The organism is Aeromonas sp. s10, from assembly GCF_040907975.1.
Lineage (GTDB): Bacteria > Pseudomonadota > Gammaproteobacteria > Enterobacterales > Aeromonadaceae > Aeromonas > Aeromonas caviae.
Genome location: NZ_JBFOCV010000046.1, coordinates 81,874 through 105,249, shown reverse-complemented (window position 1 = coordinate 105,249; position 23,376 = coordinate 81,874). Strand labels below are relative to the sequence as shown.

General features: G+C 60.3%; 17 protein-coding genes. 6 read left to right on the top strand and 11 right to left on the bottom strand.

Features of this window, described 5'->3' with window-relative positions; translation table 11 throughout:
* Nucleotides 1–99: 99 nt before the first annotated feature.
* A complete protein-coding gene (locus tag AB5Y59_RS17620; RefSeq protein ID WP_010674027.1) occupies nt 100–1,575 on the top strand; it encodes a YfcC family protein in 1,476 nt (491 codons plus the stop codon).
* A gap of 65 nt (nt 1,576–1,640) precedes the next feature.
* On the opposite strand, the gene AB5Y59_RS17615 is transcribed toward AB5Y59_RS17620, so the two are convergent.
* Nucleotides 1,641–2,855 carry a pyridoxal phosphate-dependent aminotransferase gene (locus AB5Y59_RS17615; protein WP_005302243.1) on the bottom strand — a complete coding sequence of 405 codons (1,215 nt, stop codon included), beginning with the start codon at nt 2,853–2,855 and terminating at the stop codon, nt 1,641–1,643.
* A gap of 355 nt (nt 2,856–3,210) precedes the next feature.
* Between AB5Y59_RS17615 and AB5Y59_RS17610 the strand changes: the two genes are divergently transcribed.
* Nucleotides 3,211–3,420 (top strand): DUF1653 domain-containing protein, encoded by a 210-nt coding sequence (locus tag AB5Y59_RS17610; protein ID WP_010674028.1) that lies wholly within the window; start codon nt 3,211–3,213, stop codon nt 3,418–3,420.
* A 59-nt stretch (nt 3,421–3,479) separates the two neighbouring features.
* On the opposite strand, the gene AB5Y59_RS17605 is transcribed toward AB5Y59_RS17610, so the two are convergent.
* From AB5Y59_RS17605 to AB5Y59_RS17585, 5 genes are all read right to left on the bottom strand, one after another.
* Entirely contained in the window at nt 3,480–3,737 is a 258-nt protein-coding gene (locus tag AB5Y59_RS17605; RefSeq protein WP_010674029.1) for a GrxA family glutaredoxin, read from the bottom strand.
* A gap of 211 nt (nt 3,738–3,948) precedes the next feature.
* Nucleotides 3,949–5,382 carry a D-alanyl-D-alanine carboxypeptidase/D-alanyl-D-alanine-endopeptidase gene (dacB, locus tag AB5Y59_RS17600; RefSeq protein ID WP_201972217.1) on the bottom strand — a complete coding sequence of 478 codons (1,434 nt, stop codon included), beginning with the start codon at nt 5,380–5,382 and terminating at the stop codon, nt 3,949–3,951.
* 87 nt (nt 5,383–5,469) lie between these two features.
* Nucleotides 5,470–7,230 (bottom strand): DEAD/DEAH box helicase, encoded by a 1,761-nt coding sequence (locus AB5Y59_RS17595; RefSeq protein WP_368212441.1) that lies wholly within the window; start codon nt 7,228–7,230, stop codon nt 5,470–5,472.
* 120 nt (nt 7,231–7,350) lie between these two features.
* A complete protein-coding gene (locus tag AB5Y59_RS17590; protein WP_039038992.1) occupies nt 7,351–8,388 on the bottom strand; it encodes an HlyD family secretion protein in 1,038 nt (345 codons plus the stop codon).
* Between the two features lie 10 nt (nt 8,389–8,398).
* Entirely contained in the window at nt 8,399–8,731 is a 333-nt protein-coding gene (locus tag AB5Y59_RS17585) for a DUF3302 domain-containing protein (protein ID WP_039038991.1), read from the bottom strand.
* A gap of 216 nt (nt 8,732–8,947) precedes the next feature.
* Here AB5Y59_RS17585 and AB5Y59_RS17580 point away from each other — a divergent pair, with 216 nt between their 5' ends.
* Nucleotides 8,948–10,591 carry a mechanosensitive ion channel family protein gene (locus AB5Y59_RS17580; RefSeq protein WP_368212440.1) on the top strand — a complete coding sequence of 548 codons (1,644 nt, stop codon included), beginning with the start codon at nt 8,948–8,950 and terminating at the stop codon, nt 10,589–10,591.
* Nucleotides 10,592–10,653: 62 nt separating this feature from the next.
* Here the strand turns inward: AB5Y59_RS17580 and AB5Y59_RS17575 are convergent, their stop codons facing one another.
* From AB5Y59_RS17575 to adhE, 5 genes are all read right to left on the bottom strand, one after another.
* Nucleotides 10,654–12,075: a carbon starvation protein A gene (locus AB5Y59_RS17575; protein ID WP_139736552.1), complete on the bottom strand. Its 1,422-nt coding sequence runs from the start codon at nt 12,073–12,075 to the stop codon at nt 10,654–10,656.
* Nucleotides 12,076–12,219: 144 nt separating this feature from the next.
* Nucleotides 12,220–12,924: a two-component system response regulator BtsR gene (btsR, locus tag AB5Y59_RS17570; RefSeq protein WP_010674324.1), complete on the bottom strand. Its 705-nt coding sequence runs from the start codon at nt 12,922–12,924 to the stop codon at nt 12,220–12,222.
* Nucleotides 12,921–14,612 carry a sensor histidine kinase gene (locus AB5Y59_RS17565; RefSeq protein WP_201968829.1) on the bottom strand — a complete coding sequence of 564 codons (1,692 nt, stop codon included), beginning with the start codon at nt 14,610–14,612 and terminating at the stop codon, nt 12,921–12,923. The genes btsR and AB5Y59_RS17565 overlap by 4 nt, the downstream gene beginning before the upstream one ends.
* A 352-nt stretch (nt 14,613–14,964) precedes the next feature.
* Complete coding sequence (locus AB5Y59_RS17560; RefSeq protein WP_139736549.1) at nt 14,965–16,200, bottom strand: HD-GYP domain-containing protein; 1,236 nt, start codon at nt 16,198–16,200, stop codon at nt 14,965–14,967.
* A 110-nt stretch (nt 16,201–16,310) separates the two neighbouring features.
* Nucleotides 16,311–18,986, bottom strand: coding sequence for a bifunctional acetaldehyde-CoA/alcohol dehydrogenase (gene adhE, locus AB5Y59_RS17555; protein WP_039038985.1), 2,676 nt, complete (start codon nt 18,984–18,986; stop codon nt 16,311–16,313).
* Between the two features lie 832 nt (nt 18,987–19,818).
* Between adhE and AB5Y59_RS17550 the strand changes: the two genes are divergently transcribed.
* The 3 genes from AB5Y59_RS17550 (at nt 19,819) to oppB (ending at nt 23,372) form a co-directional block, all read left to right on the top strand.
* Nucleotides 19,819–20,454 (top strand): YchE family NAAT transporter, encoded by a 636-nt coding sequence (locus AB5Y59_RS17550; protein WP_010674328.1) that lies wholly within the window; start codon nt 19,819–19,821, stop codon nt 20,452–20,454.
* Nucleotides 20,455–20,734: 280 nt separating this feature from the next.
* Complete coding sequence (locus AB5Y59_RS17545; protein ID WP_041212840.1) at nt 20,735–22,354, top strand: ABC transporter substrate-binding protein; 1,620 nt, start codon at nt 20,735–20,737, stop codon at nt 22,352–22,354.
* Nucleotides 22,355–22,451: 97 nt separating this feature from the next.
* On the top strand, nt 22,452–23,372 hold the full coding sequence (gene oppB, locus AB5Y59_RS17540; protein ID WP_010674330.1) for an oligopeptide ABC transporter permease OppB: 921 nt from the start codon (nt 22,452–22,454) through the stop codon (nt 23,370–23,372).
* The last annotated feature ends 4 nt before the right edge of the window (nt 23,373–23,376 follow it).

Genomic DNA, 23,376 nt, shown 5'->3' with positions numbered 1-23,376 from the left:
TGCCTCAGGTTTATTATCCGCGATCACCTTTTTCCCCGAACAAACCCGCTAGGCTTGCGCTGTCCGGATCACAGACGGCACCGCCGAGGTACGAAAGTCATGACCACATCCCATGAGGCGCCCAAGAAGCGCCAGCTCCCCACGGTTTATACCCTGCTTTTCATCATCATCGCCCTGATGGCGGCCCTCACCTGGGTGCTGCCGGCGGGCAAATACAACTATGTGACGGCCAAGACCCAGCAGCCGGTGGCGGCAGCGGCCGTGGCCGACTACAGCGGTGACGAGCGACTGTTGCCGGTACCCGGCAGTTACACCGAGCTCCCTTCCCAACCCCAGGGGGTATTCGATGTGCTCAAGGCGCCCATCCAGGGCTTTCACAAGGCGGCGGACGTGGCACTGTTCGTGCTCATCATCGGCGGCTTTCTGGCGGTGACCATGCAGAGCGGGGCGCTGGATGCCGGGGTCGGGGCCATAGTGCGTACCTTCGCCGGGCGCGAGCGGCTGCTCATCCCGGTGCTGATCGCCCTGTTCGCCCTGGGTGGCTCCACCTTCGGCATGGCGGAGGAGACGGTGGCCTTCTGGGCACTCATCGTGCCGGTGATGATGGCGGCGGGCTTCGATCGCATGGTGGCGGCCGGGATCATCCTGCTCGGTTCCGGGGTCGGGGTGCTCGCCTCCACCGTCAATCCGTTTGCCACCGGCATCGCCTCCGGTTTCGCGGGTATCCCCATCGGTGAGGGGATAGGGCTACGGGTCATCCAGTGGCTGCTGCTGGTGATCTTCGCCTCCTGGTTCGTGATGCGCTACGCCAGGCAGGTGCAGCAGGACAAGTCCCGCTCCGTGCTGGCCGATATCGTTTATGACGACGAGTTCTCCCAGATGAAGAGCGGCAACCTCGCCTTCAGCGGCAAGCAGAAGCTCACCATGCTGGTCTTCTTCGGCACCTTCCTGCTGATGATCTATGCGGTGGTGCCCTGGTCGGATCTGGGCATTGATCTGTTGCCCACCCTGGGCTGGTGGTTCGACGAGCTCTCCACCCTCTTCTTCAGCGCCTCCATCCTGATTGCCCTCATCAACCGGATGCCGGAGTCCAACTACGTGGCGACCTTCCTGAACGGGGCGCGGGATCTCATCGGGGTGGCGCTGGTGGTGGCGGTGGCGCGCGGCATCTATGTGGTGATGGAGCACGGCGTCATCATCGACACCATACTGCATTGGGCCGAGGGGCTGGTGAGCGGACTGTCGTCGTCGGTCTTCATCCTGATGGCCTATCTGGTGCACATCATCCTGAGCTTCTTCATCCCCTCCACCTCGGGGCTCGCGACCGTCTCCATGCCGTTGATGGGGCCGCTGGCTGACTTCTCCGGCATCTCCCGGGATCTGGTGATCACGGCCTACCAGTCCGCCTCCGGCTGGATCAACCTGTTTGCCCCCACAGCAGCCCATCTGGTGGCGGGGCTGGCGCTGGCCAGGATCCCCTACGATCGCTTCGTGCGCTGGGTGCTGCCCTTCATCATCGGGGTGGCCCTCATCACCATGGCGGTGCTGGTGGCCGGGGCCCTGCTGCACGGCTGATGGCACGAATAGAAAACGACAGACAACAAAAAGGCTCCCGCGGGAGCCTTTTTCATGAGCCTTGCTTACTGCTTGTAGCCCTTGAGGAAGCGGGCGAGACGGCCGATGGCCTCTTCCAGCTCCTCTTCCCGGGGCAGGAACACCAGGCGGAAGTGATCCGGTGCCGGCCAGTTGAAGCCGGTGCCTTGCACCAGCAGGAGCTTCTCCTGCTGCAGCAGGTCGAACACCATCTTCTGGTCATCGCGAATGTCATACACCTTGGGGTCGAGGCGGGGGAACATGTAGAGCGCCCCCTTGGGTTTGACGCAGGAGACCCCGGGGATCTCGTTCAAAAGCTCCCAGGCTTTGTCCCGCTGGCGACGCAGGCGGCCCCCCGGCAGGATCAGCTCGTTGATGCTCTGGTAGCCCCCAAGGGCGGTCTGGATGGCGTGCTGCATGGGCACGTTGGCACACAGCCGCATGGAGGCCAGCATCTCCAGCCCCTCGATGTAGCCCTTGGCACGACCCTTGGGACCGGTGATGACCATCCAGCCCTGACGGAAGCCGCAGGCGCGGTAGGCCTTGGAGAGGCCGTTGAAGGTCACCACCATCACATCGTCGCACAGGGTGCAGACGCTGGTGTGGGAGATGTCGTCGTAGAGGATCTTGTCGTAAATTTCGTCGGCGAAGATGATGAGGTTGTGCTGACGGGCGATCTCGATCACTTCAAGCAAAAATTCGCTGCCGTAGACGGCGCCGGTCGGGTTGTTGGGGTTGATCAGCACCAAGCCGCGGGTGCGCGGGGTGATGCGGGCGCGGATGTCGTCGAGATCCGGATACCAGTCAGCCCCTTCGTCACAGCGGTAGTGCACCGCATGGCCGCCGGAGAGGGTGACGGCCGCGGTCCAGAGCGGGTAGTCGGGGGAGGGCACCAGCATCTCGTCGCCGTTGTTGAGCAGCGCCTGCATCGCCATCACGATGAGCTCGCTGGCGCCGTTGCCGATGTAGATGTCGTCGATGTCGACCTTGCGCATCCCTTTTTGCTGGTAGTACTGCATCACCGCCTTGCGGGCCGAGAACAGCCCCTTGGAGTCGCAGTAGCCCTGGCTCTGGGGCATGTTGAGGATCACATCCTTGATGATCTCCTCCGGTGCTTCGAAGCCAAACGGGGCCGGATTGCCGATGTTGAGCTTGATGATGCGGTGACCTTCGTCTTCGAGACGGCGAGCTTCTTTGTGCACCGGGCCGCGGATGTCATAGCAGACATCGTCGAGCTTGTGCGACTTGTCGATAGTGAACATGGTGAGCGTGATTCCTTCCCCGTGGGGCGCGTTGGCAGAAAGCTGTTTTTAGTATCAAATTTCTCTGCCCCTATTCTTCACAGAATTGAATGCTAGAACAATCTAATTTATGGAATAAATCCCTGATATTTACCCCTGAAACAGGGTTGTTGAAATGTTAAATTCAGCATGATCGTTTGCCTCTCTTTGGTAGATCAGTGAAAGATGAGGAGCAGATTCATAAAGCAACATGAGTGTATTGAAATATCTCCCCCATCTGGCACGATTGGCTGGGGTAAAAAAGGCCCCGACCCGTCGGTCTGCCAGGGGAGCATGCAGGCACGGGGGCTCATCTTTCCGCTCTCGAGGTTCACTCATGCAGGCACCCGCCACCGGTCGCTACCGCCATTTCAAGGGGGGCTATTACCAGGTTCTGGCCCTGGCCTTGCACACCGAAACCCAGGAGCAGCTGGTGATCTATCAATCCGAACAGGATGGTCAGGTCTATGCCCGCCCCGTCGCCATGTTCATGGAGTGGATTGAACATCAGGGACAGGTGGTGAGCCGCTTCACGCCGGTGGCCTGAGGCAGGTTTGGCGACATGAAAAAAGGCGCCAGAGGCGCCTTTTTTCATGTTGTCGGGGCTTACAGACCCAGATTGGCTCTGGCATAGGCCTCAAAATCGGTGCAGCCGCCGATGTGCTGCTCATCCAGGAAGATCTGCGGCACAGTGGTGACCGGCTTGCCCGCCTTGGCGGCGAGATCGTCCTTGGTCAGCCCGGCCACGTTGATATCCACGTAGCGGAACTCGAAGTCATCGCGCTCCTCGGTCAGTTGCTCGGCAATCTGCTTGGCACGCACGCAATAGGGGCAACCGGGACGACCAAAAATCTCTACAAACATCTTTTCTCTCCATTAAACAAGCCGTTGAAGAAGGCCATTGAGATGAGGCTGGGCACAGCATAGCCGTGGCGCCCTGTCAGTCAAAGCTGAAAATAGCGATGCTTACGTTCGCCATCTCCGATTGCACCCACTGCTGATGACGGCGCCAGCGTCCCTGTTTCGCCCCAAGGCCGGGGAGTGGAGCTGCCTTGCCGGCAAGGCAGCCCGTCTATCACTGCTCGACGATCTGGATGGGTTGTTGCTGGTAGATGCTCTCCAGCACGCCTTTTTCGAAGACGGTCCAGGGCCAGGGCGCCTTGCTGGCGCGGTAGCGCTCGTGGGTTGCCGGATCCTGGGAGAGACCGCGCTGGAACATCACGAAGGCCTTGCGCTGGCCACCGGCGGTGTCGATGAAGCCGGCGAGGTTCGAGGTACCTGTGATGGTACCGGTCTTGGCGTGTACCTTGTTCTTCATCATGGGGGCGGTGACGCTGCGTCGCCAGGCCAGGGTGCCGTCCACCTGGGAGCTTGGCAGCAGCTTGATGAAGTCGAGCTCGGCATCGTTCTTCTGGATGAAGTTAAGCACCGACAACATCTGGCGCGCGCTGATGAGATTGTGGGCGGAGAGGCCGGATCCGTCGGCCAGGGTGGCGTTGCCAAGGTCAATGCCGTGCTTGGTCAGGATGGCGCGCACCGCCATGGTGCCGCTGCGATAGCTGCCCGGCTTGTTGTAGTAGTGACGCCCCACGGTTTTGAGGAAGGTATCGGCGTAGAGGTTGTCGGACTTTTTCAACATCTTGGCGAGCATCACCGGCAGGGAGACAGAGTAGTGGGTCGCCAGGGTCTGGGCACCGACAGGGGACTGATGGGTGACCCGCAGCAGGCCGTCGTGGCTGATCCCGGCGCGGTTCATGGCCCAGCGGATGTTGTCCCAGCCCCAGGCCTCCACGTCATGGATGGCAAAGCGCAGCCCTTGTGGCTCCTTGTTCGGGGTGATGCAGCCCTTGAGCTCGTAGAAGTTGCCCTTGGCCATGTCTACTTCCAGAGCGCAGAACTGACGCGCCATGTCGCCATAGCTCATCACCTCCACGTTGTCGGCGCCGATGCCGATGGGCACGCCGGTGGCCACGTTGCCCACCGCAGGCTTGCCAATCTGGGTGGCGGTGATGGTGCCGTAGGCGCAGTTCTTGTCGATGATGACCGAGGAGACGGGAGCGGCGAAGCAGAGGGTCTGATCCCCCCAGGACCAGCCGTTGCCACGCTCATAGCCGTTGTAGGCACCGGTGTTGACATAGACGTTGCCCTGAATGCGGGTGACGCCCAACTGTTTGAACAGGGCAACCAGATCCATGCGCGACAGGGTCGGGTCGCCGACGAAGTTGATCCAGATGTCGCCGTTGATGGTGGTGCCCTGTTTGGCGCCGGGCTGGGCCTGGATGTCGGTGGCGAAGCGGAAGTCGGCACCGAGTTCGAGGCGTGCAGCGAGCGCGGTGAGCACCTTCATGGTGGAGGCGGGGGCTATCATGTCATCGGCGTGACGGGCAAATTCCACCCCGTTGTTGCCCTGTACGATGACGGCGTACTGGCCCCCCTTAGGCGGGGTCAGCGGGGCGGCGTGGACCGCCAGAGAAAAGAGAGCACAAAAACCAATCAACAGCCGCTGCATAGGATCCTCTAACTGAACGAAAGGGCGGCATCAGAAACCGCCCCGATAATCAAACCGGGTGACTGCCGGGTATCGCCTGCCATGGGGTCAGGCCGGGGCGTTGGCAGTCCGGTAACGCCCCTCGTAATCGAATATTTTTTCCTTCACCTGCCAGAAGCGTCCCGACTTGCGGGCGATGACGAAATCCGGGTGACGGAACTGGTTTGCCGCGAGCATCACGCTCGCCAGGGTCGTGAATTCGGGCTCCAGGCCCGGGGCGGGCCAATGATGACGCACAAAGCGTTGTTGAAACAAGCGCTGTGCACCCCGGGAGTGAAAGGGGAAGTACTCTGTCAGGGTCAGGCCATCCTCGTCGTGGTAGGTCACCTCCAGCCGCTCCCCCTGATTGCCGCGCCCGGCACTCAGGGTCAAACCGGCGCAGCGGATCACCATGCAGTCCTTGAGATTGAGGGCTTCCTTGAGCTTGTCGTCAGGGTCCACCAGCAGCTGGTCACAGCGTTGGCAGCGACGGGCGGCGATGTCGTTTTCAGCGCCGCAACCGGGGCAGATCTTGGCGCGAAAGCGGTAGTCGCACTCCTCGCGGTTGCCCTCGTCATCTTCAAACAGTCCCTGACAGCGGCGGCCATAGTGCTCGATCACCTTGCCATCCTCGTCGGTCTTGCCCCAGAAGGTGTTGGCAAAGCCGCAGGCGGGGCAGGGCACCTGAACCGGCTCGGTGCCGGCGTGGGGCCTGGGCTCCCCCACTTCGGGGGCAAACAGGTTGAAGTTGTTGCCTGCGTAGTCGAGCACCAGGCAATCGCTCTTGCCGGGTGAGAGGCGCAGGCCCCGTCCCACAATCTGCTGATAGAGCGACACCGATTCGGTGGGACGCAGCATCACGATAAGGTCGACGTGGGGGGCATCAAAACCGGTGGTGAGCACCGCCACGTTGACCAGAAACTTGAGCTCGCGCGCCTTGAAGGCACTGATTAGAGCGTCGCGCTCCGGTCCCGGTGTCTCGCCGGTGACGAGGGCGGCCTGCTGGCCTCTGGCACCGAGCAGGCCATGAATTTCCCGGGCATGCTCGACGGTGGCGGCGAAGATCATCACCCCCTGCCGGTCGGCCGCATACTCCAGCACCTGGCTCAGGATATGGGGGGTGACCCGCTCCTGGCGCTTGATCTCGCGGTTGAGCTGCGCCTCGCTGAACAGGCCGTTCTCCCGCGGCACCAGCTTGCTGAAGTCGTAGTGGACGATGGGGGCGTCCACCAGGCGCGGCGGGGTCAGGTAGCCGTTTTTCACCATGAAGCGCAGGGGCAGTTCGAATACGCAGTCACCAAAGAGCCGCTCGCCGTGGCTCTTGACCATGCCGTGGTAGTGGCGCCGGTAGATCCAGCCCAGCCCCAGCCGATAGGGGGTGGCGGTGAGTCCGAGGATCTTGAGGACTGGATTGGCGGCCTTGAGATGCTCGATCACCTGATGGTATTGGCTGTCGTCATCGAGCGAGACCCGGTGGCACTCGTCGATGATGAGCAGCGAAAACGCCCCGTCGAAGGCATCCAGATTGCGCGCCACCGACTGCACCGAGCCAAACACCACCTGGGCGCTCGCCTCCTTGCGTGCGAGCCCCGCGGCGAAGATGTCGGCCTTGAGCCCCCACGCCTCGTACTTGGCGTGGTTCTGCTCCACCAGCTCCTTGACGTGAGCCAGCACCAGCACCCGGCCACGGGCCTTGCGGGCCAGTTCGGCGATCACCAGGCTCTTGCCGGCCCCGGTGGGCAGCACCACCACGGCGGGATCCGGGTGTTTGCGAAAGTGGCTGATGACGGCGTTGACCGCGTCGGTTTGATAGGGTCTGAGAACGAACATGGGGAACGGCTGTGGTGCAAGGTGGCGCCATTATAGGGATCTTGCGGGGAAAATGCAGTGAGGGGGGCGTGCTGACAGGAAGCGGGCCGGCAGGATGCCGGCCCGTGCAGGTCAGGGACCTCAGTGGAAGGGGAACAGGTAGTTGAGCCAGCTACCCATGCGCATCAGGATCTTGCGCATGATGGCCACGTGGTGGAAGTGCTCGGTATAGATGGCGGCCTGACCGCTGGAGCCCGCGATCACCTGGTAGTTTGCCCACTCGGGATCGGTGATCTCGAGCACGATGGGCAGGCGACCCGGTACCTGTGCCGAGGTCTGATCGATAAGACCCGCCTGTGCCTGGATATTGCCCGGTGCCATGGCCGGGATAACGGACTGCACCTTGGCCTTGAAGATGCGACCCGGAATGCCGTCGAGCACGACTTCGGCCTCGTCACCCGCCTTGAGCCGCTGCATGCTGTTCTGCCAGAACCAGCCGACATAGGCATTGGCATCTTCATGAATGAAGGTCATCACGGGGCGGAACATGAAGGGGGCGGCAATCATGCCCGGGCGCAATGCCAGTTGCACGACATGACCGTCACTCGGGGCGTAGACCACGGTCTGCTCCAGATCGTACTTGGCGATGTTGAGCTGGGCACTCAGGTCATTGAGGGTCGCTTTCTGCTGATCAATCTGGGCGACGATGTCATCCACGTTGGCCTGGGTGACGTCGAGGTCGCGCTGTTTGCCGATGCCCCGTCGCATCAGCTCCTGGGCGCGATCCCTGTCCAGGCTGGCGGAGCGCAGGCGGGCGTCCAGAGCCTTCAGAAAATCGGTGTTGGAGGCGAGGCGCGCCGTCAGGCTGGCGACCTTCTCCTGGAAGGGCTCAGCGTCGATGCGAAACAGCACATCCCCTTTCTTGACCGGCTGGTTGGGCTTGACCGGGACGTCGGTGACTCGTCCCTTGACCAGGGGCACGACCGGGGTGGAGACATAATAGTTGCGAGCCAGCTCGGAATAGGGGTGGTTGTAGTTCATCAGCATGATGAGTGTGCCGATGATGATGACGCCACCCAGCACGGCGGTCGGCACGGTCCACTTGTTGAGCGGGATCTTGAAGATCTTGAAAATACCTATGCAGAGGGCTGTATAGGTGAGAATAAGTAGCAGGTCCATGGGGCGTTACCTATTTGTCGGTCTGTTCGAGCGTGGTCATGCGAGCCTGCAGTGCTGCCAGCTCCTCTTTGAGTGCGCTGATCTCTGTTTCGTCATGTTGTAGGCGTTGCGAGAAGCCCCAGCCGCGATCGGGGCGATAAATCGTGGCCCAGATCCAGAGGAAGGGCCAGAGCACGTGCAGGGTGAACAGGCTGACCCAGCCTGCCACGTGAATGGCGTCCTGGTGGGGGTGATTACGGTGCTTGGCAATTTCATATGGAATATCGTGAATGACGATAATGCCATAGAACATGACCAAGACGACAAACACCAGGATCCCCAGGGCAATGTAGTCAAGTACCATCGATTTCTCCCGTCTGAGTCGCTAACAATGCTTCGATTGTCGAGTAGAGGCTTCGGCAATAATGACAGCATATGCCGTCGGTGCAAGTCTGCAATCGGAGAGTTGGTGTGGCGGTACAGGCATGGTTCATCGGTTGCTCATTTAACACACAAAATTGATTTGGTTAGATAAAATCAAACAGCAATGGATGCCCGGGCAAGGTGAGAGGTGAACCTGATGAACGAATGGTGCAGTGGCAAAGGATGGCGGCTTGGCCTGTTGCTGATCTGCCTGTTGTGGTCCCGCCTCGGCTGGACCGCCGAACCCAGAATGGAACCCAATGAGCAGGAATTGGCACAGACCCTGGTCCTGCTTCATGAACCCATCGTCATGCTGACGGCTAAATATGGCAACCTGGATGGGGCGGCCAGGGTACGGCTGGCCCATGAGCGAGTTCAGCGGATGGAGCCAAGCGACCTCATGACGCCTGTGACCGTGACGAAAGGCAGCCGGCACGGCCAGGAGAGCCGGGAGTTTCTGGTCAATGGCAAGCGCATTCTGGTGTTGCTGGAAGGGGACCTTGATGAATTCGACGAGCTGACCCTGGATCAGGCGGCCGAACGCGTCCTGCATCGGCTCGACGGCGTGCGCATCAAGTATCTCGAGCTGCACTCGACCCCCTATTTGCTCAGAGCCGTCGGCTTGGCGGTGGTGGTCAGCCTGATCTTCTTCGGCCTCATCTGGCTGTTGCAGCGGGGGCATCGGCGAGTCAGAAAGTGGCTGGCCAACCGCCTGTTGCTGCAGAAGGGGCTGGTCCCCCACTCCTGGCGCCAGGTCACCGGGAATGTCGAGGTCCGCTTGCTCGGCCTCATCACGCTGCTGCTCATCTTCATGCTCACCTATGGCTGGCTGACCTATGTGCTCGGCCTGTTCCCCCAGACCCGGGCCTGGAGCTATCAGCTTGGGGAATCCCTGTTTACCCTGTGTGGCGACATGCTGGAAGGCATGATTGCCGCCATGCCCGGTCTGGTAACCGTGCTGCTTATCGTGGTCATCACCCGTTTCTTCATCAAGATGCTGGCCATCCTCTTCGACCGCATCGAGCGTGGCCAGTTTCGGGTGCAGGGTTTGCACGCCGAGACCATAGGCGCCACCCGGCGACTGCTGTCAGTGGTGATCTGGCTGTTTGCCCTGACCGTGGCCTACCCCTATCTGCCGGGTGCGGATTCCGATGCCTTCAAGGGGATCAGCGTCTTCTTCGGTCTGATGGTGACACTGGGATCGGCCGGTATCATGAACCATGCCATGAGCGGACTGGTGCTCATTTACTCCCGCGCACTGCGGCCAGGGGATCTGGTGCAGATCGGCGAGGTGGAGGGGATGGTGAGCGAGCTCAATGCCCTCTCGACCAAGCTGGTGACGCGCCAGGATCACGAGGTCACACTGCCCAATGCAGTGGTGGTGGGGGGCAAGGTGGTGAACCTGACACGGCTGGCGGGCGAGAAGGGGGTGGCCCTGTTGACCAAGGTGACCATCGGTTATGACACCCCCTGGCGTCAGGTACATGCCATGCTGGAGCTGGCCGCGCGGCGCTGCACCCGGCTCAATCAGGATGAAGCTCCCCTGGTGCGGCAGTTGAATCTGCAGGATTGGTATGTGGAGTACGAGTTGCAGGTGAGGATGAAGGCAAGCGAACTCCCTGCGGTGGTCAAGACGGAGCTCCATGGCCATATTCAGGATGTCTTCAACGAGTTCGGGGTGCAGATCATGTCCCCCAACTTCATTGCCCAGCCGGAGCAGGCTGTGCTGGTGGCCAGGGATCAGTGGTATCAGGCGCCGGCCCGGGCGCCCGATTCCGCCGAGCCCCCCGTCAGGGAGTGACCACAAAAAGCAGAGGCCCGGCAGCAATGCCGGGCCTCTTGTCATGAAGAGAAGCTGACGCCTCAGCTCTCCTTGGCCTCTCTCAGTTGGGAGGGCCTGAATTTCACCAGGAAGGCGAGGGTGATGAGGGCGGTGCTCACCAGACCGATGATGGTGGAAACATTCATCTCGAGGCCGAAACCGATGGGGGCGTTGGCCAGGTAGGTGATGACCACTGCGGTCATGAAGATGGCGGGAATGGTGCATACCCAGTGCAGCTTGCCTTCCTTGATGAGGTAGGCGGCCGCAGCCCACAGCATGATGACGGCGGTGGTCTGGTTGGCCCAGCCGAAGTAGCGCCAGATCACCCCAAACTCGGCTTTGGAGATGATGAAGCCAAGGATGAACATGGGGATGGCGATGAGCAGACGCTTGGCCATGGGCTTCTGGGTCAGGTTAAGGAAGTCCGCCACGATGAGGCGGGCGCTGCGAAACGCGGTGTCACCGGAGGTGATGGGCAGGATCACCACGCCGAGGATGGCCAGGATGCCGCCCACGGTACCGAGCAGGCTGGTGGAGACTTCGTGCACCACGGCAGAGGGGCCGCCGCTGGCCAGGGTGGCGTTGAGCGCTTCTGTGCTGTCGTAGAAGGAGAGACCCAGGGTGCACCAGATGAGGGCGATGATGCCTTCCCCTATCATGGCCCCGTAGAAGATGAAGCGACCGGAGCTCTCGTTCTGCATGCAGCGCGCCATCAGCGGGGACTGGGTGGCGTGGAAACCGGAGACGGCACCACAGGCGATGGTGATGAACAGCAGCGGCCAGAGCGGCAGATCCGTCGGGTGCAGGTTGGAGAAGTCCATCCCGGTGTTGTAGAAGCCCTTACCGGAGACGATGAGGCCGATGATGAGGCCGACGGACATGAAGACCAGCAGCGCACCGAAGATGGGGTAGAAGCGACCGATGATCTTGTCGATGGGGACGATGGTCGCGAGGATGTAGTAGGCGAAGATGGCCGCAATCCAGTAGACCAGATCGGTGGAGGTGAGGTTGGCGAGCAGGCCCGCCGGGCTCAGGACGAAGACCACGCCCACCAGCATCAGGAGCACCACGGCAAAGAGGTTCATGAAGTGCTTGGCGGCGGTGCCCAGGTGCTCACCGACCACGGTCGGCACCGAGGCGCCCCTGGCGCGTACCGACAGCATGCCGGAGAAATAGTCGTGGACCGCACCGGCGAAGATGCAGCCAAAGACGATCCAGAGCATGGCGATCGGACCATAGAGGGCACCCAGGATGGGGCCGAAGATGGGGCCGACGCCGGCGATGTTGAGCAGTTGAACCAGGTAGACCTTCTTGTCCGACATGGGGACATAGTCCACCCCGTCCGCCATGGTGATGGCGGGGGTCTTCAACTCGGGTTTGGGCCCGAATATCCGTTCGATGAATTTGCCGTATACGAAGTAGCCGGCTATCAACAAGCCGACACAGAGGAAGAACCAGATCATTGCTACGCTCCTGCTTTGTTATTTTTTGGTGTGCGCAGCCAGTGTAGGGGGGGACTTCTGTTAACGGCAGGTGAAAGAGGGTGAGCGGCGACATGGCGACCCGAGCGGTTGCACGCTGTGATCCGGCGCACATCGCGCCCCGCTTTATTCCAGTCCCAGCTCGTCTTTTAGCTCCTTGAGGTAGCGGCGGCTGACCGGTACCCGGGCCCCGCTCGGGGTCACGATCTCCGCTAGCTGATTCTCCAGCAAACGGATTTCGAAGATGGCGGCCGGGGCCACCAGATACTGGCGGTGACAGCGCAGCAGCGGGGTCTTCTCCTCGAGGGACTTGAGGGTGAGCTGGGTGTGAAACAGCTCACCCTGGCAAGCGACATGGACGCCGCCGAGATCGGAGAAGGCGTACTCCACCTGGGAGGTTGGGAGCAGCCGCACCCGGTTGTGCAGGTATCCGGGGATATGGTGGATGGTCGGGGCCAGGGTCCCGACCGGTTGCGGGGTGATGTCCTGCCTGAGCCGCGCCAGGGTCTTGGCGAGGCGCGCCGGCTCCACCGGCTTGAGCAGGTAATCGAAGGCGTTCTCCTCAAAGGCCTGGATGGCGTAGTCGTCGAACGCGGTGACAAAGACGATGCGGGGCAGGGGATCGAGCATGGCCACCAGCTCCATGCCGCTGAGTTTGGGCATCTGGATATCGAGAAACACCACATCCGGCTTGAGTTGCTGGATGAGGCCGAGCGCCTCGATGGCGTTGCCCGCCATGCCCAGGATCTCGATGTCGGGATCGCTGGCCAGCAGCTCTGCCAGCTCCTCGCGGGCATAGGGCTCGTCATCGACGATCAGGGTGCGGATCATGTCATCTCCTTGGCGGTGGTGCGGGGTTGTCGTGGGAGCGTCAGGGAGACCCGGGTCCATTGCTCTGGCTCCCACTGGACGGCAATGCCATAGCGCTCGCCAAAGGCACTCTTGAGGCGCTTGTCCACCAGGCTCATCCCCAGACCATCCCCCTGGCCGGATGGTTGCCAGGCCCCGGCGTTGTCTTCGACGCAAAGGGTGATCGCCTCGGGGGTCTCCCTCGCGAAGAGGCGAAGTCGCCCCTCTCCCAGTAGGGAGCAGATGCCGTGCTTGATGGCATTCTCGATGAGGGGCTGCAGGGTGAAGCTCGGCAGTTGCACCTCGGCAAGGTGGGGCGGGATCTCGTTGATGACGGTGAGCCGCTCGCCAAAGCGGGCCTGCTCTATCTCCAGGTAGGAGAGGCAGTGCTCCTGCTCTTCCCGCAACGTGGTCAGGCCGCTCTGGCGCTTGAGGTTGTTGCGAAAGAAACGGGAAAGGTGCAGCAGCAGCTCCCGTGCCCGTCCCGGATCGCGGCGGGTAATGGCGCTGATGGTGTTGAGGGTGTTGAACAGGAAGTGGGGGTTTATCTGTGCCTGCACCAGTTTGAGCTCGGATTGCACCAGCAGGCGCTGCTGCTGCTCCAGGCGGCCAGCCAGCAGCTGCTGGGACAACAGGTTGGCGATCCCTTCTCCCAGGGTGTGATTGATCTTGAGGAAGAGCCGCTTCTTGGGCTCATAGAGTTTGATGGTGCCGATCACCCCCTCGTCACCCTGCAGGGGGATCACCAGCACGGAGCCGAGCTGGCACTGGGGGGAGATGCTGCAACGATAGGGCTGGCTGTTGCCATCGGCGAACAGCACCTTGTTCTGGGCGATGGCTTGCAGGGTGATCGCCGAGGTGATGGGGGTGCCCGGCTTGTGGTGATCTTCCCCTGTGCCGATGAAGGCGAGGATTTTGTCGGTGTCCGTGATGGCGACGGCGCCGACGCCGGTCTCTTCCTGAACGATATGGGCTATCTTGCCGCTGGCCTCCGGAGTGAACCCCTGGCTCATGATGCCGACGGTACGGTTGGCGATGGTGAGCGCCTTGGCGGAGAAGACCCGGGAGAACTTTTCGTACATCCGCTGCTGGTCGCGGATCATGCTGATGAAGAGCGCCGCCCCGCAGGAGTTGGCGAGGATCATGGGGGTTGCGATGGTGCGCACCAGCAGCAGGGACTTGTCGAAGGGGGTGGCGACCAGCAGGATGATCACCATCTGCATGATCTCGGCCACGAAGGTGGTAAAGAAGGCGACCCTGGGCGCAAAGAGGTCATTGACCCTGCCTGCCCGCATCAGCCGCCAGTGCACCAGCCCCCCCAGCAAGCCTTCGCAGGTGGTGGAGATGGCGCAGGCGAGATCGGTGAACCCCCCCAGAGTATAGCGGTGCAGGCCGCCGGTCAGCCCCACCAGGCATCCCACCAGGGGGCCGCCCAGCAGCCCGCCCAGCACGGCGCCAACGGCGCGGGTATTGGCGATGGCGTCATCGATGTCGAGGCCCACATAGGTTCCCAGGATGCAAAAGCAGGAGAAGATGACATAGATGAGCACCTTGTGGGGCAGCCTGACGGAGTAGTTGGCCAGGGGACGCAGCAGGGGGCTTTTGGAAAAAAGGTAGGCGATGACCAGGCTGACGCTCATCTGCTGGAGCAGAGAGAGGACTAGTTGCATAAAAAAGCTTCCTCAAACACCACGCCGGAGCCGGGCGTTGTCATAACGCAGGATGAGCCTGAGCCCGTCTTGATGCGGGATGCGGGCTGAACGCTGCGGCAGTTTGCCAGAATGGAAAAATAAAACCATATAAAATCAGCACGTTAAATTGATATTTGTGTAATCGGTGCCCGCTTGATATTGCTGATGCGAGCATGAAGGTATCCACCGGATACGCCACACGGAGGTGGCATGCTCCGCCCGGCCATCGGCTGGGCGTTTTTTATCCAGCTCCAATGGTGGACGATTTCGAGGGGACCTGAGCAATTATTCAGGTTTGTCCAATGAGTTATCCCCAGCTTCTGGGGATAACTCAGAAGGCGAAATAGTAACAGACCCGCCGACCCAGACCGAAAAAGGCGCGTTGCGCGTCGTCCAGCTCTTCCTGTCTGAGGGTGGCGACGATGCTTCGCGCATCTTCCCGCAGATCGATCATGGTCACCCCTTCCGGCCGCTGTCCCTTGAGGTAGGGCAGCACCTTGGGTCTGAGGGGCATGCTGGGCTCGGTGGAGAGCACGAGGGCCAGGGCATCGTCATCCAGGCGCACCAGGGAACCCGGCGGATAGACCCCCAGCACCTTTATCAGCAACCTGACCTGGGTTTGCTCGAACTTCTTCTGGGAGAGCTTGTAGAGCTGGCCGATCACCTGGCTGGGTCCCGGCGGGTTCAGGCCGCTGCGCGGATGAAGCAGCTCGTCATAGTGATCCACCAGCCCGATGAGTCGGGCGAGGGGGGGGATCTTGTCGCCCTTGATCCCGAGGGGAAAGCCGCTGCCATCGAGGCGTTCGTGATGCAGGTAGGCGACCTCACGGATCCTGGGTTCGAAAGCCTGCAACTGGTTGAGCATCTCCAGTCCGTACTGGGGGTGCATGTTGAGGAAATTCTGCTCCGCCTTGCTGAGCTCCCCCCGCTTCTGGATGATCTGGCTCGGGATCCTGAGCTCGCCGATGTCGTGGATCAGGCCCGCCAGACCGGTCTCCTCGATCTCGACGGGATTCATGCCAAGCTCCCGTGCCATCAGCATGGCGATGAAGGCCACGCTCAGGCTGTGTTGCAGCAGGGTATCCGTGTTCTGGCTGCGGATAAGGTGCAGACCGAGCGGCCCCTGGTGTTCTGCCAGACGGGCGGCGGTGCTGCGCACTATCTGCGCAGTATTGGCCAGGCCTTCGTCCGGTTTGAGGTTGAGGGCGCCAAGGGCGTCGCGAAGATCTGACAGGGATTGACCGAACGCCTTGTCCGCGATGCGAAGGGAGCGCCTGAACGCCTTTTCGTCGAAGGTGGGGCCCTCAGAAGAGGGGGCGGTATCCCCGGTGTCGCTCATCTCAAGAGAGGGAACGGGTTCGGCCCGCAGCAGGGGCTCGACCGGCAGATCGCTCTTGTCGGGATCCACCATCAGCAGGGTCAGGTCGAGGTGGCGGATGATGTCGAGCTGCTGCTGGTCCTTGATTTTGAAGGCGTTGAACATGAAAGGGTGGCTCGTCCATCCCGTGGGAAGATGGATGTAGTGGCCGACTCTCAACTGCTCGATGGAGGCCTGTATCAGCGCCATGGACTAGCTCTTCTGTCGAATTTGCCTATCAACAAGCTAGCAAAATTAAACAGATAGACAAACAAAAAAGCCCGCGCATGTGCGCGGGCTCTTGTCATCCGTGGCGTTTATCAGGCCTTGGATTTTTTCTTGTTGTCCACCTTGGTGTCGACCTTGGCTGCAACCGGGGCGGCAGCAGGGGCTTCCTCGATGAAGGGACGGCCGTAGTAGGTGTCCATCAGGATGGCTTTCAGCTCGGTGATCAGCGGGTAGCGCGGGTTGGCGCCGGTGCACTGGTCATCGAAGGCTTCCAGGGCCAGCTGGTCTACCTTGGCCAGGAAGTCCGCTTCGTTCACGCCGGCTTCGCGGATGGAGGCCGGGATCCCCAGGGTGGCCTTCAGCTCGTCCAGCCAGGTCAGCAGCTTCTCGATCTTGGCGGCGGTACGGTCACCGGCAGCGGTCAGGCCCAGGTGGTCAGCCACTTCGGCGTAGCGACGGCGAGCCTGCGGACGGTCGTACTGGGAGAACGCGGTCTGCTTGGTCGGGTTGTCGTTCGCGTTGTAGCGGATGACGTTGCTGATCAGCAGGGCGTTGGCCAGGCCGTGCGGAATGTGGAACTCGGCACCCAGTTTGTGAGCCATGGAGTGGCACACACCCAGGAAGGCGTTGGCGAACGCGATACCGGCGATGGTAGCAGCGTTGTGTACTTTCTCGCGAGCAACCGGGTCGTTGGCGCCGTTGATGTAGCTGGACGGCAGGTAGTCCTTCAGCAGTTTCAGGGCTTGCAGCGCCTGACCGTCGGAGTATTCGTTGGCCAGCACGGAGACATAGGCTTCCATGGCGTGGGTCACGGCGTCGATACCACCGAAGGCACACAGGGACTTGGGCATGCCCATCACCAGGTTGGCATCCACGATGGCCATGTTCGGGGTCAGCTCGTAGTCGGCCAGCGGGTACTTCATGCCGGTGGCGTCATCGGTCACGACCGCAAACGGGGTCACTTCAGAACCGGTACCGGACGTGGTGGTGATACAGACCAGTTCGGCCTTCACGCCCATTTTCGGGAACTTGTAGATACGCTTGCGGATGTCCATGAAGCGCATGGCCAGGTCTTCGAACGCGGTATCCGGGTGCTCGTACATGACCCACATGATCTTGGCGGCATCCATGGGTGAACCACCACCCAGGGCGACGATCACGTCCGGCTTGAAGGAGTTGGCCATCTCGGCGCCCTTGCGGACCACGGACAGGGTGGGGTCGGCTTCCACTTCGTAGAAGATCTCCACTTCCATGTTCAGCTTCTTGAGCAGGCGAACCACTTCATCGGCATAGCCGTTGTTGAACAGGAAGCGGTCGGTCACCACCATGGCGCGCTTCTTGCCTTCCAGGTCGCCCAGGGCGATCGGCAGGGAACCACGACGGAAGTAGATGGATTTCGGAAGTTTGTGCCACAGCATATTTTCTGCCCGTTTTGCGACTGTCTTCTTGTTGATCAAGTGCTTGGGACCGACGTTCTCGGAGATGGAGTTACCACTCCAGGAGCCGCAACCCAGGGTCAGGGACGGGGCCAGCGCGAAGTTGTACAGGTCACCGATACCACCTTGGGTGGAGGGGGTGTTGATGAGGATACGGGCGGTCTTCATCTTGTCGCCGAAGTACTTAATGCGGTCGGCATTGCGATCCTGGTCGGTATAGAGACCGGAGGTGTGGCCGATACCACCGATGTTGACCATGTCGCAGGCCATTTCGACGGCTTCTTCGAAGTTCTTGGCACGGAACATACCCAGCGTCGGGGAGAGTTTCTCGTGAGCGAACTCGTCTTCCGCGCAGAGTTCCAGACCTTCACCGATGAGGATCTTGGTGGTGGCAGGCACGGTCACACCGGCCATGGCGGCGATCTTGGTAGCAGGCTGGCCCACGATGTCGGCGTTCAGGGCGCCGTTGATCAGCAGCACTTTACGCACCTTGTCCGCTTCGTCCTTGGAGAGGATGTAGCCGGCGTGGGTCGCGAAACGCTCCTTGACCTGGTTGTAGATGGAGTCGACTACGATAACAGCCTGCTCGGAGGCACAGACCACGCCGTTGTCGAATGTCTTGGACATCAGGATGGAGGCGACGGCACGCTTCACGTCGGCGGTTTCGTCGATGACGATGGGCACGTTGCCCGCACCCACGCCGATGGCGGGTTTGCCGGAGGAGTAGGCGGCCTTCACCATGCCCGGGCCACCGGTGGCCAGGATCAGGTTGATGTCGTCGTGACGCATCAGGGCGTTGGAGAGTTCGACGGAGGGTTGATCAATCCAGCCGATGATGTCTTTCGGCGCACCGGCAGCCACGGCAGCATCCAGTACCAGCTTGGCAGCGGTATTGGTGGAGTTCTTGGCGCGGGGGTGCGGGGAGAAGATGATGGCGTTGCGGGTCTTCAGGGAGATGAGTGCCTTGAAGATCGCGGTGGAAGTCGGGTTGGTGGTCGGTACGATACCGCAGATGATGCCTACCGGCTCGGCGATGGTGATGGTGCCCATCTCGTCATCTTCACTGAGGATGCCGCAGGTCTTCTCATCTTTGTAGGCGTTGTAGATGTATTCGGAGGCGAAGTGGTTCTTGATAACCTTGTCTTCGATGATACCCATGCCGGATTCAGCCACGGCCATCTGGGCCAGGGGGATACGGGCGTTGCTGGCGGCCAGAGCGGCGGCGCGGAAGACCTTGTCTACCTGCTCTTGCGAGAAGCTGGCGAATTGACGCTGTGCTTCTTTGACGCGGGCAACCAGTGCATCCAGTTCAGCCAAATTGGTTACTGCCATGTTTATCTCCTGATGATTTGAAAACTGTTTAGTAAGACCTTGGCAATGCCCGGCAATTATAGCCACCTTGTCAAGGCGAGAATCACCATAACGGGGTATTTACATGCCTTAGTAAACTGTTTTCTGACTCGATTATAGGGTCGGGATGTGTCAGAAAAGATTGATCTGGATCATATGTAACAAAAGAACAAAAGAAATTTTGTTTCACTCCTTGTCGCACCACTATGTTACGGGAGTGTGTCATCCTTTCTTGGCATCATGAGCTGCTGTCATGCGCCCTTGGAATATCTGCTCAGGGAAGGGGATCCGATGAATTCTCGCCTTGACCGGGATGGGGGGAGGCGGTATCGCCGTGATGGTGGCAGAACGTCCACTCCCCTGACGTTTCATTTATGTTGAGAAAGGGGTTGTTGTTTTCATCCAGTCGCCCTGGCGAAACAGCACATCTGGCGGTGGCAGGGAGCGCGTCACCTCTTCACAGCCGGCCCCACTGGCGCCGCACCAGGGTGAGAAAGGCCAAAATCGGGGTCACAGGAGCGGGTGGGGGCGGCAAGCAGGCGTGGTAAGAAGCAAGGGTGCCATTTACCGAAAATATCGTTTCTTGGCTGAGGGTTGATATAACGCGCTGCGATGGCACCAGGCGATGTTAATGGTGGCCTCTCTCCCTTAACAACCCGATATGTTGAATTTTGTCGATACATTAGCGGAACTAACTAAAAAGCCCCGGTAAGGGTGAGATTATTTGATTGGAGAAGGGAAAAGCCATGGTGTAAATTTACGCGCAGTTTGGGGGCTGGCCCCTTGTGGCTCGTATTGGTTCTGGATGGCGCCTATGGCAGCAATAGACTTCTCTTTATACCTGAAATTTTTCGTCGGCCTGTTCGCGATCATCAACCCGCTGGGTCTGTTGCCGGTCTTTGTGAGCCTGACGGGCCACATGTCGCCGGAGGAGCGACGCAAGACCAACACCACCGCCCACATTGCCGTGATGATCATCCTGATGGTCTCCATGTGCATGGGACAGCTCATCCTCGACAGTTTCGGCATCTCCCTGGCGTCGTTTCGCATTGCCGGTGGCTCGCTGATTACCCTGATCGCATGGTCCATGCTGCAGGGCAAGCTGGGGGAGGTGAAGCACAACAAGCAGGAGAAGGGTGAACTGGCTGCGCGTGAATCCATTGCCGTGGTGCCCCTGGCACTGCCGCTGATGGCCGGACCCGGTGCCATCTCCTCTTCCATCGTCTATGCCAGCCAGAAGACCCTGCCCCAGATGGCCGGCATGTTCGTGGTGGTGGTGGCGTTTGCCTGCTGCTCCTGGCTCATCTTCCGCGCCGCTCCCCTGCTGTTCAAGCTGATGGGCAACACCGGTATCAACGTGGTGACCCGTATCATGGGTCTCATCATGATGTCCCTTGGCATCGAGATCATCGTGGCGGGCATCAAGGGAGTCTTCCCCGGTCTGGTGTGAGCCAGGTCCGTTTTTGTCGGAGCCGGTCCTTGTGACCGGCTTTTTATTGTTTCTTTTTTGTTGGTCATTTCCTAGAATCGAGCGGCCTTGTACGAAAAACGACCGCTACGGGATATTTAAATGCTGAATAAATGGTTTTAAGTTGTTTTTTTGACCATGAAAGCGGCCTGTTCCTGATGATATCTATTGCATTATCAGAATTGTCAGGGAATTATGCGGGCAGCGAGGTGTTTGTCTCGTGGATAACAAATGCATGGAATGTTCTTGTTGGAGTATGGAAATGACTCATAGAAAAACAATTATTAATACCCTTTTATTGACTGCACTTTTCGGTGGCGCCACCCTGGCTCACGCCGCCGATGTCCCCGCCGGTACCAAGCTTGCTCCCGAGCAAACCCTGGTGAAAGGCAATGGTTCCGAACCCGCCACCCTGGATCCCCAGAAAGTGGAAGGTACCCCCGAATCCAACGTATTGCGTGACCTGTTCGAAGGTCTCGTCTCCTCCGGCCCCAAGGGCGAAACCCTGCCCGGTGTCGCCGAGTCCTGGGAAACCAAGGATAACAAACACTACGTGTTCCACCTGCGCAAGGATGCCAAGTGGTCCAACGGGGATCCCGTCACCGCGCATGACTTCGTCTTTGCCTTCCAGCGCGCAGTGGATCCCAAGACGGCCTCTCCCTACTCCTGGTACATGGAGATCCCGACCATCATCAATGCCTCCGACATCATCGCGGGCAAGAAGCCGGCCGACACCCTGGGCGTGAAGGCGGTGGACGATCACACCTTCGAGGTGCAGCTGGAGAAGGCGGTGCCTTACTTCGTCAGCATGCTCTCCCACACCACCACCTATCCGGTCCCGAAGAAGGTGATCGAGAAGTTCGGTGACAAGTGGACCCAGCCCGGCAACATGGTATCCAACGGCGCCTACGTGCTGAAGGACTGGGTGGTCAACGAGCGCGTCGACGTCGAGCGCAACCCCAACTACTGGAACAACGGCAAGACCGTCATCAACAAGGTGACCTACCTGCCCATCCAGTCCACCAACGCCGAGCTGAACCGCTATCTGGCTGGCGAAGTGGATCTGACCTACAACATGCCCATCGAACGCTTCAAGCAGATGAAGAAAGAGCTGCCGGACGAAGTAAAGGTCAGCGGCTATGTGGGCACCTACTACTACCAGTACAACTTCAAGCACAAGCCGTTTGACGACGTGCGGGTGCGTACCGCCCTCTCCTATGCCATCGATCGCAACGTGATCGCCGACAAGGTGATGGGCAAGGGTGAAACCCCGGGCTACACGCTCGTGCCTGACTTTGTAGATGGCTTCAAGCCGGTGGCGCCGGCCTGGTCCAAGCTGACCCAGGCAGAGCGCGATGCCAAGGCGAAAGAGCTGCTGACCGAAGCCGGTTACGGCCCGGGCAAGCCGCTCAAGTTCGAGCTGCTCTACAACACCGACGACAACCACAAAAAGGTGGCCGTGGCCGTCGCCTCCATGTGGAAGAAGCTCGGCGTGCAGGTGAGCCTGGTGAACCAGGAGTGGAAGACCTACCTGGAGACCAAGAAGCAGGGTAACTTCGACGTGGGCCGCGCCGGCTGGATTGCGGACTACAACGAAGCCTCCTCCATGCTGGATCTGATGCAGACCACTCACGGCAACAACGACGGCAAATACTCCAACCCGACGTTCGACAAGCTGATGAGCGAGTCCCGCAACCAGGTGGATGCCGAGGCGCGCAACAAGCTCTATGTCCAGGCCGAAGAGATCCTGGCCAAGGACATGCCGATCGCCCCCATCTATCAGTACGTGACCTCCCGCATGGTCAAGCCCTACGTGGGCGGCTACCCGGCCAACCCGCTGGACAACATCTACAGCAAAGACATGTACATCGTTGCTCACTGAGTAAAGAAACAAGTCGCATAACAAGCAGGGCCCGCCAGACGGCGGGCCTTTATTACAACCGCGACCCTTTGGAAGCAGTACAGGACAGGAAATGTCTATGTTGAAATTCATCCTTAAACGTCTACTGGAAGCGATCCCGACTCTGCTGGTCTTGATCACCGTCTCCTTCTTCATGATGCGCTTCGCCCCGGGCAACCCCTTCACCAGCGAACGCGCCCTGCCGCCGGAAGTGCTTGCCAACATCGAAGCCAAATATGGCCTCGACAAGCCCATCGGCATGCAATACCTCACTTACCTCGGCAACCTGGTCCAGGGGGATCTGGGGCCCTCCTTCAAATACAAGGACTTCACCGTCAATGATCTGGTGAGCCAGGCCCTGCCTGTCTCCGCCAAGATAGGCTCGGTCGCCTTCCTGCTGGCGGTGACCCTGGGGGTCACCTTCGGCACCATTGCGGCCTTGAAACAGAACACCCTCATCGACTATCTGCTGATGTCGTCGGCCATGGCCGGGGTGGTGATACCCGGCTTCGTATTGGCGCCCTTGCTGGTGCTCTTCTTCAGCATCTACCTCGGCTGGTTCCCGGCGGGGGGCTGGCAGGGGGGCGGGGCCCAGTTCATGGTGCTGCCGGTGTTTGGCATGATGATGTACTACATCTCTGCCATCTCCCGCATCATGCGGGGCAGCATGATCGAGACCATGAACTCCAACTTCATCCGTACCGCCCGTGCCAAGGGGCTGCCGCTGCGCCACATCATCCTGAAACACGCGCTGCGCCCGGCCATGCTGCCGGTGGTCTCCTACCTGGGACCGGCCTTCGTGGGCATCATCACCGGCTCTGTGGTCATCGAGACCATCTTCGGCCTGCCGGGGATTGGCCAGTTGTTCGTCAACGGTGCCCTCAACCGTGATTACTCCATGGTGCTCGGTCTGACCATTCTGGTCGGCGCCCTCACCATCACCTTTAACGCCGTGGTCGATATTCTCTATGCCGTCATCGATCCCAAGATCCGTTACTAAGCCG